This is a genomic window from Lonepinella koalarum (assembly GCF_004565475.1).
GTDB classification, from domain to species: Bacteria; Pseudomonadota; Gammaproteobacteria; order Enterobacterales; family Pasteurellaceae; genus Lonepinella; species Lonepinella koalarum.
Window position 1 is genome coordinate 33377 of the sequence record NZ_SRHX01000012.1, and the last position, 13538, is coordinate 46914.

13 protein-coding genes and 1 other RNA gene are annotated in these 13538 nt (G+C 37.7%); 10 read left to right on the top strand and 4 right to left on the bottom strand.

Translation table 11 applies throughout. From position 1 onward, the window contains the following. Positions 1 to 28: 28 nt before the first annotated feature. On the top strand, positions 29 to 2095 hold the full coding sequence (gene glyS / locus E0709_RS11305) for a glycine--tRNA ligase subunit beta (RefSeq protein WP_132302579.1): 2067 nt from the start codon (positions 29 to 31) through the stop codon (positions 2093 to 2095). Between the two features lie 65 nt (positions 2096 to 2160). On the opposite strand, the gene pepP is transcribed toward glyS, so the two are convergent. Both pepP and E0709_RS11315 read right to left on the bottom strand, forming a co-directional pair. Beyond that, positions 2161 to 3525 (bottom strand): Xaa-Pro aminopeptidase, encoded by a 1365-nt coding sequence (pepP, locus tag E0709_RS11310; RefSeq protein WP_132302578.1) that lies wholly within the window; start codon positions 3523 to 3525, stop codon positions 2161 to 2163. A gap of 9 nt (positions 3526 to 3534) precedes the next feature. Next, positions 3535 to 4080 (bottom strand): YecA/YgfB family protein, encoded by a 546-nt coding sequence (locus E0709_RS11315; protein WP_132302577.1) that lies wholly within the window; start codon positions 4078 to 4080, stop codon positions 3535 to 3537. A gap of 102 nt (positions 4081 to 4182) precedes the next feature. Between E0709_RS11315 and E0709_RS11320 the strand changes: the two genes are divergently transcribed. The 3 genes from E0709_RS11320 to E0709_RS11330 all read left to right on the top strand — a co-directional run bounded on the left by E0709_RS11320 (position 4183) and on the right by E0709_RS11330 (position 5386). Then, positions 4183 to 4506: a cell division protein ZapA gene (locus tag E0709_RS11320; RefSeq protein WP_132302576.1), complete on the top strand. Its 324-nt coding sequence runs from the start codon at positions 4183 to 4185 to the stop codon at positions 4504 to 4506. Between the two features lie 67 nt (positions 4507 to 4573). Further along, positions 4574 to 4784: non-coding RNA, 6S RNA (gene ssrS, locus E0709_RS11325), on the top strand. A gap of 20 nt (positions 4785 to 4804) precedes the next feature. Next, the gene (locus E0709_RS11330) at positions 4805 to 5386 is read left to right on the top strand and encodes a 5-formyltetrahydrofolate cyclo-ligase (protein ID WP_132302575.1); all 582 of its coding nucleotides are present in this window, start codon (positions 4805 to 4807) and stop codon (positions 5384 to 5386) included. A 3-nt stretch (positions 5387 to 5389) separates the two neighbouring features. On the opposite strand, the gene E0709_RS11335 is transcribed toward E0709_RS11330, so the two are convergent. After that, on the bottom strand, positions 5390 to 6289 hold the full coding sequence (locus tag E0709_RS11335) for a LysR family transcriptional regulator (protein ID WP_132302574.1): 900 nt from the start codon (positions 6287 to 6289) through the stop codon (positions 5390 to 5392). Positions 6290 to 6526: 237 nt separating this feature from the next. Between E0709_RS11335 and E0709_RS11340 the strand changes: the two genes are divergently transcribed. From E0709_RS11340 to E0709_RS11355, 4 genes are all read left to right on the top strand, one after another. After that, the gene (locus tag E0709_RS11340; RefSeq protein WP_132302573.1) at positions 6527 to 7522 is read left to right on the top strand and encodes an enoyl-CoA hydratase/isomerase family protein; all 996 of its coding nucleotides are present in this window, start codon (positions 6527 to 6529) and stop codon (positions 7520 to 7522) included. A 116-nt stretch (positions 7523 to 7638) separates the two neighbouring features. Further along, positions 7639 to 8925: an MFS transporter gene (locus E0709_RS11345; protein ID WP_132302572.1), complete on the top strand. Its 1287-nt coding sequence runs from the start codon at positions 7639 to 7641 to the stop codon at positions 8923 to 8925. Between the two features lie 74 nt (positions 8926 to 8999). Beyond that, complete coding sequence (locus E0709_RS11350; RefSeq protein ID WP_132302571.1) at positions 9000 to 10178, top strand: acetyl-CoA C-acetyltransferase; 1179 nt, start codon at positions 9000 to 9002, stop codon at positions 10176 to 10178. 57 nt (positions 10179 to 10235) lie between these two features. Continuing rightward, positions 10236 to 10676, top strand: coding sequence for a DUF2750 domain-containing protein (locus tag E0709_RS11355; protein ID WP_132302570.1), 441 nt, complete (start codon positions 10236 to 10238; stop codon positions 10674 to 10676). 82 nt (positions 10677 to 10758) lie between these two features. On the opposite strand, the gene E0709_RS11360 is transcribed toward E0709_RS11355, so the two are convergent. Then, on the bottom strand, positions 10759 to 11682 hold the full coding sequence (locus E0709_RS11360; RefSeq protein ID WP_132302569.1) for a LysR family transcriptional regulator: 924 nt from the start codon (positions 11680 to 11682) through the stop codon (positions 10759 to 10761). Positions 11683 to 11825: 143 nt separating this feature from the next. On the opposite strand from E0709_RS11360, the gene E0709_RS11365 reads away from it, so the two are divergent. Together E0709_RS11365 and E0709_RS11370 are read left to right on the top strand one after the other, a co-directional pair. Then, complete coding sequence (locus E0709_RS11365; RefSeq protein WP_132302568.1) at positions 11826 to 12581, top strand: SDR family NAD(P)-dependent oxidoreductase; 756 nt, start codon at positions 11826 to 11828, stop codon at positions 12579 to 12581. A gap of 132 nt (positions 12582 to 12713) precedes the next feature. Next, the gene (locus E0709_RS11370; RefSeq protein ID WP_132302567.1) at positions 12714 to 13538 is read left to right on the top strand and encodes a beta-keto acid cleavage family enzyme; all 825 of its coding nucleotides are present in this window, start codon (positions 12714 to 12716) and stop codon (positions 13536 to 13538) included.

Consider the following 13538-nt stretch of genomic DNA (forward strand, 5'->3'; position numbering starts at 1 on the left):
AAAAATAAATTAAAGAGAATAAAACCCAATGACAACCCAAAACTTCATAGTAGAAATCGGCACTGAAGAGTTGCCTCCGAAAGCGTTAAAAACCCTTGCTACGGCTTTTGCGGAGAATTTTACCGCAGAACTGAATCAAGCTGGTTTAACATTCAGTCAAATTAAATGGTTCGCCACTCCACGCCGTTTAGCGTTGAAAGTGGCGGATTTAGCCACCGAACAGCCAAGTAAGCAAATTGAAAAACGAGGGCCTGCAGTAGCGGCAGCCTTTGATGCCAATGGCAATCCAACCAAAGCCGCTGAAGGTTGGGCGAGAGGTTGTGGTATTACTGTGGATCAAGCGGAGCGTGTGGCAACCGATAAAGGCGAATGGCTGGTGCATCGTGCGGTGCAACAAGGGCAAGCCACCAAAAATCTTTTACCCGATTTGGTCGCAGTCGCACTGGCGAAATTGCCAATTCCAAAACCAATGCGTTGGGCGGATAAAACCGTGCAGTTTATTCGTCCTGTGCATACGGTAACAATGTTGCTCGGTTCAGAACTGATTGACGGTGAAATTTTAGGTGTGAAAAGCGGTCGTACCATTCGTGGACACCGTTTTTTAGGCGAGCGTGAATTTGATATTCAACACGCTGATGAGTATCCGCAAGTTTTAGCCGAACGTGGTCAAGTGATTGCCGATTTTAATGAGCGTAAAGCGATTATTTTGGCAAAATCGCAAGAAAAAGCCACCGCACTTGGTGGCGTGGCAGATATTGATGAAGATTTGTTAGATGAAGTGACTTCATTAGTGGAATACCCGAATGTGTTAACCGCCAAATTTGAAGAACGTTTCTTAGCCGTGCCAGCGGAAGCTTTAGTTTACACGATGAAAGGCGACCAAAAATATTTCCCGATTTACGATAAAAATGGCAAATTATTACCGCACTTTATCTTCGTTTCCAACATTATTCCAGCGGATCCAACAGCGATTATTGAAGGCAACGAAAAAGTGGTGCGTCCACGTTTGACGGATGCGGAATTTTTCTTCAAAACCGATTTAAAACAACGTTTGGAAGATCGTTTACCACGTTTGGAAACTGTGTTATTCCAACAACAGCTTGGTACATTGCGTGATAAAACCGCTCGTATTGAACAGTTGGCAGGTGAAATTGCCGCTCAAATTGGGGCGGATGTGGCAAAAGCCAAACGGGCAGGTTTATTGTCAAAATGCGACTTGATGACCAATATGGTGTTTGAATTTACCGATACGCAAGGCGTAATGGGAATGCACTATGCTCGCCATGATGGCGAAGATGAAGAGGTCGCAGTGGCGTTAAACGAACAATATATGCCACGTTTTGCAGGCGATAATTTGCCAAATTCTTTAGTGGCGTGTTCGGTGGCATTGGCGGATAAAATTGATACCTTAACAGGTATTTTCGGCATCGGACAAGCCCCAAAAGGCAGTGCTGACCCATTTGCATTACGCCGTGCAGCTCTTGGATCGCTTCGGATTATCGTGGAGAAAAATCTTCCGCTTGATTTAACTATTTTAGTTGAAAAATCCACCGCACTTTTTGGCGACAAACTGACCAATAAAAACGTGGTGAATGACGTAGTAGACTTTATGCTCGGTCGTTTCCGTGCGTGGTATCAAGATGAAGGTATTGCGGTGGATGAAATTCAGGCTGTACTGGCTCGCCGTCCAACTCGTCCTGCGGATTTTGATGCCCGTGTTCGTGCGGTGTCGCATTTCCGCACATTGGATTCAGCGGAAGCCTTAGCGGCAGCCAATAAACGGGTGAGCAATATTCTAGCTAAAGCGGATATTGAAATTGGCAAGATTGATTTATCTGCCTGTGTTGAGACTGCGGAAAAAGCACTTGCCGAAAATGTGGTTGCTCTTCAACAAGCAGTGCAACCATTAATTGCCAAAGGCGATTACAGTGCGGTGTTAGATGAATTAGCCAATCTTCGCCAGCCAGTAGATAATTTCTTTGATAACGTGATGGTAAATGCTGACGATCAAAAATTGCGTCAAAACCGTTTAGCTATTTTGCAAACTTTACAAGATTTATTCTTGCAAGTGGCAGATATTTCAGTATTGCAGTAATTAAAATAGCGCTACAGCGTAGCGAAACCATGCTTAACCCCGTACCAAGTACGGGGTCTTTTGTATTATCTTTCCGCCATTAATGCCTCAATCTCATCAACTTCTTTTGGTACAGCTGACGTAAAAATTTTATTCCCCGTTTCGGTAATTAAAATATTATCTTCAATGCGTACGCCGATACCTTTATATTGTTCCGGCACATCAGATTTTGACGAAATATATAAGCCCGGTTCAACCGTCAACACCATACCAGGTTGTAACGTACGGTCTCTTACTTTAGAATTTCTATCTACATTATGCGAGCCGTTGCTATAACTGCCGACATCATGCACATCTAAGCCTAACCAATGCCCTAAACCATGCATATAAAATTCTTTGTAAGCCTGATTGGCAATGAGTTCTTCTACATCACCTTTTAAAATGCCTAAACGGACTAAACCTTCGGTTTTAATCCGCACTACTTCATCATTAGCTTGTTGAATCGAATTGCCAGCGACTAAGATTTCAAGGGCGCGTTTTTGCGCTTTTAGTACAATCTCATAAATTTCCCGTTGTGCTGGGCTAAATTTGCCGTTGATCGGGAATGTTCGCGTAATATCGCCCGCATACATGGCAAATTCACAACCCGCATCAATAAGTAATAAATCACCATCTTTCAAAGGTTGATCGTTTTCAACATAGTGCAAAATACAGGCATTTTCGCCACCACCGATAATACTATTATAGGACGCATATCTTGCCCCAAAACGATTAAATTCATGCAACATTTCACTTTCAATTTCATATTCAAAACGATTGGCACGAGCTTCTTTCATTGCTCTAATGTGAGCCAACGCCGAAATTTGTCCAGCTTGTTGCATAATGCGAATTTCATTTTCAGATTTGAATAAACGCATTTCATCTAATATGGGTTGTAATGGGGTGAATTCTTGTGGTGCAAGATATTTTCGACCAGCAATAGCTCGCAAATCTGGTAGTAAACTTTGCATAAATTCATCATCTGCTGATCGCCCGTCTAATCCCTGTAAGAAATACACGGTTTTTGCTTCAAACAATAAGGTAGGTAACTGTTGTTTCAACTCACTAATATTAAAAGCCTGATCAATTTGTAAGGCTTGTGGCGCTTTTTCAATACCTAATCGTCTGCCGTCCCAAGTTTCTCTTTCTGGATCAGAAGGACGCAAGAAAAGTGCAGTGGAAATTTGCTGATTTTTTTTACTTAACACTAAAACACTTTCAGGTTCATTAAATCCCGTGAGATACCAAAAATAACTGTCTTGACGGAATGGGTAGGTACAATGGCTATTACGAAATTGTTCTTTTGATGAAAAAATAACTGCACTTGAGTTATCCTCCATTTGTGCTAGTAATTTAGCACGGCGTTGAATAAATTCTTCTTTTGGAATGACGTTCATATAGGCTAAATCCATAATTATCTCCTAGTGAATAGTTGGTTTTGCTGTTTCAAACGGACGAAAATGCGTATAAAACAACGTAGCAATCGTCCGAACATATTCAATAATTTCTTCTAAGGCTTCGGCTAATTCTTCGGGATCATCTTGATCATCATAGCCTAATTGACAAATATCGTGTAGATCATCAATGGCTTCACCAATTTCGCCCTTTTCATGATCTAATTGGGTTTGGACCAAGCCTAAACCCAATAAAAAGTGATTTGCCCACTCGCATAAAGCATCAGCTTGAGCAAAAATATCTGCTTCTTCATCTGGTAATAATAATTCAAAATTAAAACCGTCAATATCGCTTAAAGTGTGGTTAATTTTAGTGTAGATTTCCGTGACTTCTTTTAATAAATCCGTAGGATAGGCGTGATTATCATTGGTAAATTGATAGAGCAAGGGCTGCCAACTTTGATCGTCTAATCCACCACAAATTAGCCCACTGAGAAACCCGTGTAATTCGGCGGCAGAAAGGGCTACACTGGCAGATTTAAGTTTTTGGTTCAGTTGAAAATAATCGATCATATTTTTTCCTTTAATGAATATCCGTTAATTCTAACAGATTATTCATGACATAAAATCTTTCTCTGTGGCATAATAACAAAAATTTCAACCAATGGTGAAAAAATGGCATTAAAAAAGATTGAATTAAACTTTTTGGGGCAAGTTTATTTACTCAATGTTCCAGAAGAACAGCATGATGAATTACGTGAAGCAGCTAGACTGTTAGATTTACGAGTCACAGAAATGAAAGAGCGTATGCAAACGGTAAAAGTAGATCGCGCGGTAAATGTAGTGGCATTAAATTTAAGTTTTGAATTATTACAAGAAAAGCACAAAAATGCCTTAATGGAAAAAGTGTTACAAGATCAAATTCAGCAATTATCGGCATCCTTAGAAAATATTTTGACGAGGACAACAAATCAACAACCAGCGTACGAAATTCAATAAACGCGGTGTTTTGTCAAAATAAATACTAGTTAATTTTGCTGATTTGCGTTAGTATAAAGATTCTAAAGATTACCTGAGATGTTCGCCAAAGGGTTACGTCCCTGAGCCGATACTTATATACTTCGAGTTGGTTCTCTATGTTGTTGGTGTGCAAGCTTAGTATGCTCTTGTAGCTGAGCGATAAGACATAATTAAGAAGCCTAAAAATGACTATAACTAACTCCCTTGAACCGTCGGGTTCAAGGACCGACCACCCGCAACGGCATCTCGGGGCTTTTCTCAAATTCAACTCATAATTATGCACAGTACTACACAAAAAACCATTCAAAGTCGTCATAATATACGCCAACAAATCCGCAAAACTCGGCAAAATTTAACCGCGCTTGAGCAAACCCAAGCGGAACAAAATATTACCCAACAAGCGATGGATTTAATTACTCTGCGACAAGCTCAAAATATTGCATTATATCTGGCTTTTGATGGAGAAATCTCCACACAATTACTGATCGAAAAACTCTGGCAACAAGGTAAAAACGTCTATTTACCAGTATTACACCCGTTTTGTCCGGGATATTTATTATTCTTGCAACATCGTCCTAATATTCCATTAATGAGAAATAAATTTGGTATTTTGGAACCGCAGTTAAATGTGCAAAATGTATTGCCAGTAGAGCAACTTGATATAATTTTTACTCCATTGGTCGCTTTCGACCAACAGGGTAATCGTTTAGGTATGGGCGGTGGATTTTATGACCGTACTTTACAGGGTTGGCAGCAAAAATCTTTCATCCCTGTCGGATTGGCACATCAATGCCAACAGGTAGAATCACTTCCAATAGAAAGTTGGGATATGCCGTTGTTTGGGATTTTGGTAGCATAAATATCATTTTTCTGACAAGATATTATTTTTTAATACCTGAATAAATTTCTTGAGATTCGGATTCGCATTATTTTTATTCCAAATCAGTTCCAGAATATAGTAACAGTTACCTTCAATTTCAATACCGACAGTATTCTCTGTTACTAAGTGCAAGCGATGTTGTGGTAACAAAAAGACAGCTTGTTTATTTAATTCAATATTAAATAAACAAGTTCTGAAATTGGGATATTCTTTATATAAAGTAAAATCAATATTATTTTTTATAAAGTAATTCGTACTACACATTTCAGCATAAGAGACCTCTTTAGGATCTTCTCGAATAATCGGATATTGAGCGACTTCTTTTAATGAAATAGACTGACGACCTGCAAGCGGATGAGCTTTGTTCACAATGGCACAAAGTTGATCTGTTTGTAATGGAAGTGTGTTGAAACTGTCAAATTTATCAATAATATTAGGACGCAGAATCAATCCTACATCATACTCATTGGAATGAATAAAATTAATAATTTCATCAAGCTCACCATCCCGATAATCAATATTGACTGAATGATATTTTTCTCTGAATTCATCAATGGTTTTAACTAAAAGATGGCTAAAAGCTTCACCTAAATAACCAATCGACAGTTTTTGTTTGGCTTTTCCAGTGAAATTATGTATGGTAGAAACTGAATTTTCAAATTGTTTAAGAATCTTTTTTGCTTCACTAAATACTAAAATTCCCGTCGTAGTCAGTTTTACGTTATGCGTATCTCGAAAAAATAATTCATCACCAAAGAAGTCTTCTAATCTTTGAATATGCCGACTTAGAACAGGTTGTGTTAGGTTTAATGCTTGTGCGGTTTTAGTAAAATTAAGTGTTTCAGCAAGCATAATATATTCTTTTAATAATTGAATTTTCATTGTTTTTCTAATTCTACCTAGTTGTTAATTCTACCACGATTAGCCAATACTTAAAAATATACTATACCTTGCTGTATTCACTATCAAGTGTTTGTTATGTAAAAATTGAATAACTATGAATAAAAAAAGAATTTCTCAAGTTTTTATGTGAAATGTATCTTTAGCACCAGTTCAGCAATTCAGACTGATTCTAAAAAATTAATTTTATTTCATAATAAACAACTCAAGGAGTTCTCTATGGTTATTAAAGGCAACTACGAAAATGATTCAGGCAAACGCAAAGAGTTATCTCATGAAGAATTGAAAACAATTCCTCATATGCCTTTTGAACAATATTCTGAAATCTTAAAAGGCTGCATTAAAATGAAACGTGAACGTGGCATTCTAGAAGCTCGTATGCACACCAATGGCGGACCTGTACAATGGAGTGCGGAATTACACCAAGGATTACATTATTTCTTTGACTGGGCTGGTCGTGACCCAGATAACGAAGTCATTATTTTAGGCGGTATTGGTCCAGATACATTTAAAGGTATTGGTCGTACCGATGAAAATGGTGAATGGCAACCAGCCATTGAATTTGGTTCTTCCCCTGAAATTGCATGGCATATGTATAACTATCAATACTATGATGGTACTAACGATATTGAAGGTCAAATCTTTGACGTTGAAGTACCGACCATCGGTGTTTGGACTGGGGCGACATTCCACTCTGACTTAGTATTATTCAGCGATATTACGTTAGCCACTGAAGACGCTTGGACAACAGAAATGCACTTCCGTACTAATATGGTACCGGGTGACGGAGTACAAATTGCTTGGCGTGAATTAATGGGCCGTAAACGTTTTGCTTACGCTGAATTAACCGGTGAAATCATTACTGCTCGTAAAGCATTAGCGTTAGGTATGATTAACGAGATTTGTGAAGATACTGAAGCTGCTTATAAACGTGCTTGGGAAATTGCCGATTTAATTATGCAAACAGGCACACGTGTGACTCGTCGTATCACCACTCAAATCTTACGCCAGCCTTGGAAAGAAGATATTTCTAAAGAATTGCGTGGTTCCTTTGCAACAGAGATGTTTGTAACCGCAACAGAACACAGCCCACACGAAGCAAGTTTCTGGGATCAAGCGAAAGAAGAAGCGGCTCTTGTGCGTGCTGCAGAGAAAAAAGGTAAAGTGGTTCGCCCTCGTATTGGTGGTGGCTACGAAGAAGATGAAATTAAGTAGTTTTTTCTGAGGCTTACAATAAAGTAATAAAAGGAGATGCTCATGTTTGTTAGGGTTACAGGGCATCTTCTTTTTCAATTTTTTCTCAGTTTTTTCTTTTTTATTAAGGAGAACTAATGATGAATAGTTCAACCGTTGCGGCAAAGGGAAAACTAAATTTTGGTAAACAAGGTTGGATGGTTGTGGTATTACAAGCCTGTATCTTTTGGGTGGTGGCAGGCTGTACCACGCATGGATTAAATATCATATTACCTGGTTTATCAGAAAACTACCATTTAGATTACAATCAATTATTAATGGCAGCCACACCAGCTGCTTGGTTAGCCATTCCAGCCGCCCCATTTTGTTCTTGGTTGATTCAAAAAAAAGGCATTAAGTTTAATTTAATTTTCTGTTTGATAGGATGCATTATCAGTTATGGATTATTAGGGTATTGTAGTAGTATCACCAGTTTTGTCATTTGCTTTGGTTTAGAATCTTTTTTTGCTACAGGATTTGGCTATATTGGTGGTACCGCACTTATCGCAAACTGGTTTGTAAAAAAACAAAGTTTAGCATTAGGATTTTGTACTTTCGGTCAAACATTTTCCTCCGCTTTTTTTGTGCCTGTATTAGCTTGGTCTTTTGCAACATTCACTTTTCAAAATGGTTTTTGGCTGATGTCTGTGCTGATGGCAATCATTTTATTTGTGGTGATTTTCTTTGTAGCAAATCGTCCCGAAGATGTGGGTTTGCTGCCAGATAATGAAGAACCATCTCTTCTTTCTCAATCTGAACAAGAAAAAGTTTCAGATGAATATCCTGATTTAAATTTCCGAACATTGCTAAAAATGAAAGATATTTGGCTGATTGGTACAGTAAGAGGGTTTATTTATATTGTATTGGTTGGTGTAACCGCACAGATTATTCCACGTTTGGTCTCTTTGGGATTAGAACTTAATCAAGCTATTACTTACATGTCAGGTGCTGCTTTGTTTGGTACTTTTGGGGCTTATACTTGGGGTTGGCTAAATGATAAGTTAGGGATCAAAGTCGCTTTTAGTTTCTACACTATTTGGTGGATTATTGCCATCATATTAAACATTATCCCCGAATCGCAAACAGCGTTATTAGTTTCACTTGGGATGATTGGTTTAGCATTACCGGGGGCGACCAATTATTGTACTGCATTTACTTCTGCCAAGTTTCCACGTTCAGCCTATGCTAAGGCAATGGGGATAGCCCATCCAATTGAGTCAGTTCTTCGTTGTTGTGCTTTTTCTATTGTGGCATTTGGTTTAGCTTATTTGGGTGGTTATACCGGCGCTTATTTATTACTTATCGCTATTGGTGTGATCACTATTATCTTGATTTGGCTAACAAATTTAACGCCTCTCGGTCCCGTTCAATCAAACCGAAAGTAAGGATATATTTATGAGATTACGAAATAAAATCGCTATTCACTTTAGCAAACGTATTATATTGTAGGAGAAAAAAAATGAAAGACGTAGTTATTGTTTCCGCTGCAAGAACACCGATTGGCAGTTTTGGTGGTTGTTTTAAAGATGTTAGTGCGGTGGAATTAGGTAAAATTGCAGTTCAAGAGGCCATTCAGCGAGCTGGCATTAATCCTCTAGAAATTGATGAAGTTATTTTTGGGAATGTGCTGTCTGCTGGCTTAGGGCAAAATGTGGCAAGACAAGTGGCTATTAATGCGGATATTCCCGAGCAAGTGCCTTCCTTTACGGTGAGTAAAGTTTGTGGTTCAGGATTAAAGTCGGTTATTCTTGGGGCACAATCTATTATATGTGGCGATGCTGATGTGGTGGTTGTCGGTGGTACGGAAAGCATGAGTAATGCGGCTTACGTCTTACCGTCTGCTCGCTGGGGAGCCAGAATGGGAGAGGCTAAACTGATTGATACAATGATTAAAGATGGTTTAGTAGATGCGTTTTCTAGTGTTCATATGGGGATTACGGCAGAAAATTTAGCTGAACAATTTAATCTTAGCCGTGAAGAATTAGATCAATTTGCATTATCTAGCCAATTAAAAGCGGAACAGGCTCAAAAATCAGGTAAATTTAAAGACGAAATTGTGCCAGTAGAAGTGAAAAGTAAAAAATCTTCGGTCTTAGTTAGTGAAGATGAACATCCTCGGCATGGTTCAACCCTTGAGGGGTTAGCAAAACTAAGACCGGCTTTTAAACCTGATGGTGTGGTAACAGCAGGTAATGCTTCTGGTATTAATGATGGAGCCGCCGCATTAATTCTAATGAGTAAAGAAAAAGCACAATCTTTAGGTTTAAAACCATTGGCAGAACTTAAATCTTGGGCAAGTGCAGGCGTGGATCCACAACGTATGGGCTATGGACCGGTACCATCAACTCGTAGAGCATTGGAAAAAGCTCAGTTAGCTATTTCAGATCTTGATGTGATTGAAGCCAATGAAGCATTCGCGGCTCAGGCGTTAACTGTGGTTAAAGAATTAGGGTTAGATCCAGATAAAACCAATGTTAATGGTGGGGCAATTGCATTAGGACATCCAATTGGTGCATCAGGAGCCAGAATTTTGGTGTCTTTGCTGTATGAAATGCAAAAACAACAGGCAAAAAATGGGTTGGCAACGCTCTGTGTGGGTGGTGGTCAAGGCGTTTCTGTGGTGTTAAGTGCGGTGTAAATTTAAGGTATTTTGCCTACAAAATTTTTTGTAGGCATTTTTATTTTAGGGGGAAAAATGAGCTCAAAAGAATTACAAACCTTATTCAACAATAAAAATGATAATGAAAAATACGATCTTGTCTTAAAACGAATGATCAAACAGGACAATTTATGGTTTTTAGATAAAGAAGGGGAGTTAGTTTTTTACACTAATGAAGAAAGGAAAAATTTTGCCCCTTTATGGTCAGATGAAGAATTAGCTCTATCTAATCCACCTACAAATAGCAACATTAAGGCTGTAGAAATGGACGTGGAAACATTTTTATTGCAATTTACCGTCTTTTTATTTAATAGTCAAACACAATTGGTCATTTCTCCAACACCAAATGATGAACAGATGATTATACAAAACGCCTTGGCGTTTGCTCGTGATTTAATTGAAGTTATTCGGGTAGAGCAAAGCGAAGAAAAAGCCTTATATTATTTAGGTGAATTAAAGAAAATTATAAAAATGTAAGCCCAAGTACCACAAAGTGCGGTAAAATTTTTGAGAATTTCTACCGCACTTTGCTCACAAAATATCAGATGAATTTGTAAACTTAAATATTGTTTTTTAGCACCTGAATAAATCTTTCCAAATTTGGATTTAAATTATCTTTATTCCAGATTAATTCTAAAATATGAAAACAGTTATCTTGAATCAAGACACCAACCGTATTATGGGTTAACAAATGTAAACGATGTTGAGGAACTAGAAATACTGCCATTTGATTAAGTTCTATTTCAAATAAACAAGTGTTGAAATTGGGATATTCTTTTTGCAAGGTAAAATCAATATGATTTTTGATAAAAAAATTCGTGCTAAAATTTTCAGCGTAAGAATGTATTTTTGGGTTTGTCCGAATAATGGGGTAGTTGGCGATTTCTTTTAAAGATGTAAATTGTTGTTTAGCAATAGGGTGAACGCAATTTACAACGGCATAAAGCGGATCTTTTTGTAACGCTAACGTATGGAGATCATCAAATGTATCAACGACATTAGGACGGAGAATTAAACCAAAATCATATTCATTCGCTCGAATAAGATCAACAATTTTACCCAGTTCGGTTTCTTGATAATCCACATTAATGGAATGATATTTTTCCCTAAATTCATCAATGGTTTTAACCAAAATATTGTTAAAGGCATCACCTAAGTAAGCAATAGACAGATGTTTTTTGGCTCTTTCAGTAAAATGATCAATCACTGAAACGGAATGATCAACTTGTTTCAGAATTTTCATCACTTCTTGTTGTATCAATTTTCCCATGGTTGTCAGCCTTACATGACGCGTGCTTCGGCGAAATAATGTACCTCCAGCATATTCTTCAAATTCTCGAATATGCCGACTTAATACAGGCTGTGGAATATCTAATTTTTTAGCTGCCTGCGTAAAGTTTAAACTCTCTGTCAATACAATAAATTCTCTTAATAAGGCGATTTTTATTTCATTGAATGAATTGTCTAAATTGTCCATTGCCATAATCACTCTCCTGAAAAGTACAGAATATAACAAATTATATGAAAAATGAATAAATCAAAGCAAATAAAGAATTTCTACTCTATGCTTAGTTTTGCTATTTTTCTCATCAGTAACAGCCAATCAAATCAATAAATTAGGAGAAAATGATGAAACTACAAAATAAAATCGCCATTGTTACTGGAGCGAGTTCTGGCATTGGAGAAGAAACAGCAAAACTCTTTGCTAAAGAGGGAGCTACGGTCATTCTCACGGCTCGTCGTTTAGCTGAATTAGAACGAGTTGCTAATGAAATTAAACAAACTGTACCCCAAGCAAACCTAAAAATTATTCAAGCGGATATTACCATTGAAGATGATTGCAAACGTATTGTTGAAGAAACCGTGAACGATTTTCATCATATAGATATTCTCGTTAATAATGCAGGTATTGCGGATAAACATATGCCTATTACCAAATGTTCTACGGAATGGTGGAATGAAGTCGTTTTAGTTGATCAAACGTCTGTTTTTTATATTACGAAGGCCACTTTAAATCACATGAAACAAGGAACAATCGTTAATATTTCTTCCATTGGCGGTGTTTTTGGCTCTGCTGGAATTTCGTATTCTGCAGCGAAAAGTGCCATGTTAGGCATGACAAAAAATATTGCTATGCAATTTGCGGGCAAGGGAATCCGATGTAATGCCATTTGCCCTGGTCCCACACCAACACCATTAAATACACCAGAAAAATTAGCGACTTTTGATGAGTTTGCTCAGCAATGTGCTAAACATATGAATATGGGTATACCACATACACCAGCAATACAACAAGCACAAGCTATTTTATTTTTTGCATCAGATGATTCTGATGGCATAACAGGTCAAGTGCTGGTGGTGGATAATGGGATTACTTTGTAAAGATCATAGTCTCATTATGTGATATTGACATAACAATAACTTAAAAAAGAATTTCTATGACTTTCTGTTGAATGTTAAATTTCAATCATAAAACAATCCTAATGCTTAAACATTTTTAATGAGGTATTTATTATGGCAAATAAAGTAGTATTAACAGCAGCACTAACTGGTGCGGTCACCCCAAAAGAAATTGCTCCATATATTCCAATCACACCAGCAGAAATTGCGGAAGATGCGTATAAATGTTGGAAAGCGGGGGCATCTGTTGTACATCTTCATATGCGTGATGATGAAGGTCTAGGCACAATGGATAAATATAAATTTAAAGAAACTATTGATCGTATTCGTGATAAATGCGATGTGGTGATTAATGTAACGACCGCCGGCGATCATCGAGCAACAGATGATCAACGTATGGAACATTTAGCATTTGTTCAACCTGAAATAGCTTCATTTGATGCGGGTTCATTTAACTGGATGCCTGGTGGTGTATTCGTTAATTCACCACAATTTTTATCTAAATTAGGTTCAACCATGTTGGAACTTGGTATCAAACCTGAAATTGAGATTTTTGATAGTGGTATGATCCATGCTTGTAAATACTATTTAGAAAAAGGTCATCTTGCTGCCCCAATGCATTTTCAATTAGTCTTAGGTGTGCTTGGTGGGGCAATGGCAACCGTAGAAGATTTAGTCTATCTCAAAAGTTTATTACCAAAAGATTCAACTTGGAGTGCCTTTGGTATTGGACGGGCTCATTTACCGATTTTAATGAGTACATTGGCAATGGGCGGTAATATTCGTGTAGGTTTAGAAGATAACGTCTATTACAAAAAAGGTGTTCATGCAACGAATGTGTCCCTTGTTGAACGTGCTATTCGTATTATTAATGAAGCGGATAAAGCTGTTGCGACACCTGATGAAGCTCGTGAACTTTTAGGGTTGAAAAAAAGATAA

Coding starts and splice junctions, on each gene's coding strand:
- E0709_RS11370 (WP_132302567.1), top strand. CDS start 12,714: ATGGCAAATAAAGTAGTATTAACAGCAGCACTAACTGGTGCGGTCACC.
- E0709_RS11320 (WP_132302576.1), top strand. CDS start 4,183: ATGGCATTAAAAAAGATTGAATTAAACTTTTTGGGGCAAGTTTATTTA.
- E0709_RS11345 (WP_132302572.1), top strand. CDS start 7,639: ATGATGAATAGTTCAACCGTTGCGGCAAAGGGAAAACTAAATTTTGGT.
- E0709_RS11350 (WP_132302571.1), top strand. CDS start 9,000: ATGAAAGACGTAGTTATTGTTTCCGCTGCAAGAACACCGATTGGCAGT.
- pepP (WP_132302578.1), bottom strand. CDS start 3,525: ATGGATTTAGCCTATATGAACGTCATTCCAAAAGAAGAATTTATTCAA.
- E0709_RS11315 (WP_132302577.1), bottom strand. CDS start 4,080: ATGATCGATTATTTTCAACTGAACCAAAAACTTAAATCTGCCAGTGTA.
- E0709_RS11335 (WP_132302574.1), bottom strand. CDS start 6,289: ATGAAAATTCAATTATTAAAAGAATATATTATGCTTGCTGAAACACTT.
- E0709_RS11360 (WP_132302569.1), bottom strand. CDS start 11,682: ATGGCAATGGACAATTTAGACAATTCATTCAATGAAATAAAAATCGCC.
- E0709_RS11330 (WP_132302575.1), top strand. CDS start 4,805: ATGCACAGTACTACACAAAAAACCATTCAAAGTCGTCATAATATACGC.
- glyS (WP_132302579.1), top strand. CDS start 29: ATGACAACCCAAAACTTCATAGTAGAAATCGGCACTGAAGAGTTGCCT.
- E0709_RS11355 (WP_132302570.1), top strand. CDS start 10,236: ATGAGCTCAAAAGAATTACAAACCTTATTCAACAATAAAAATGATAAT.
- E0709_RS11340 (WP_132302573.1), top strand. CDS start 6,527: ATGGTTATTAAAGGCAACTACGAAAATGATTCAGGCAAACGCAAAGAG.
- E0709_RS11365 (WP_132302568.1), top strand. CDS start 11,826: ATGATGAAACTACAAAATAAAATCGCCATTGTTACTGGAGCGAGTTCT.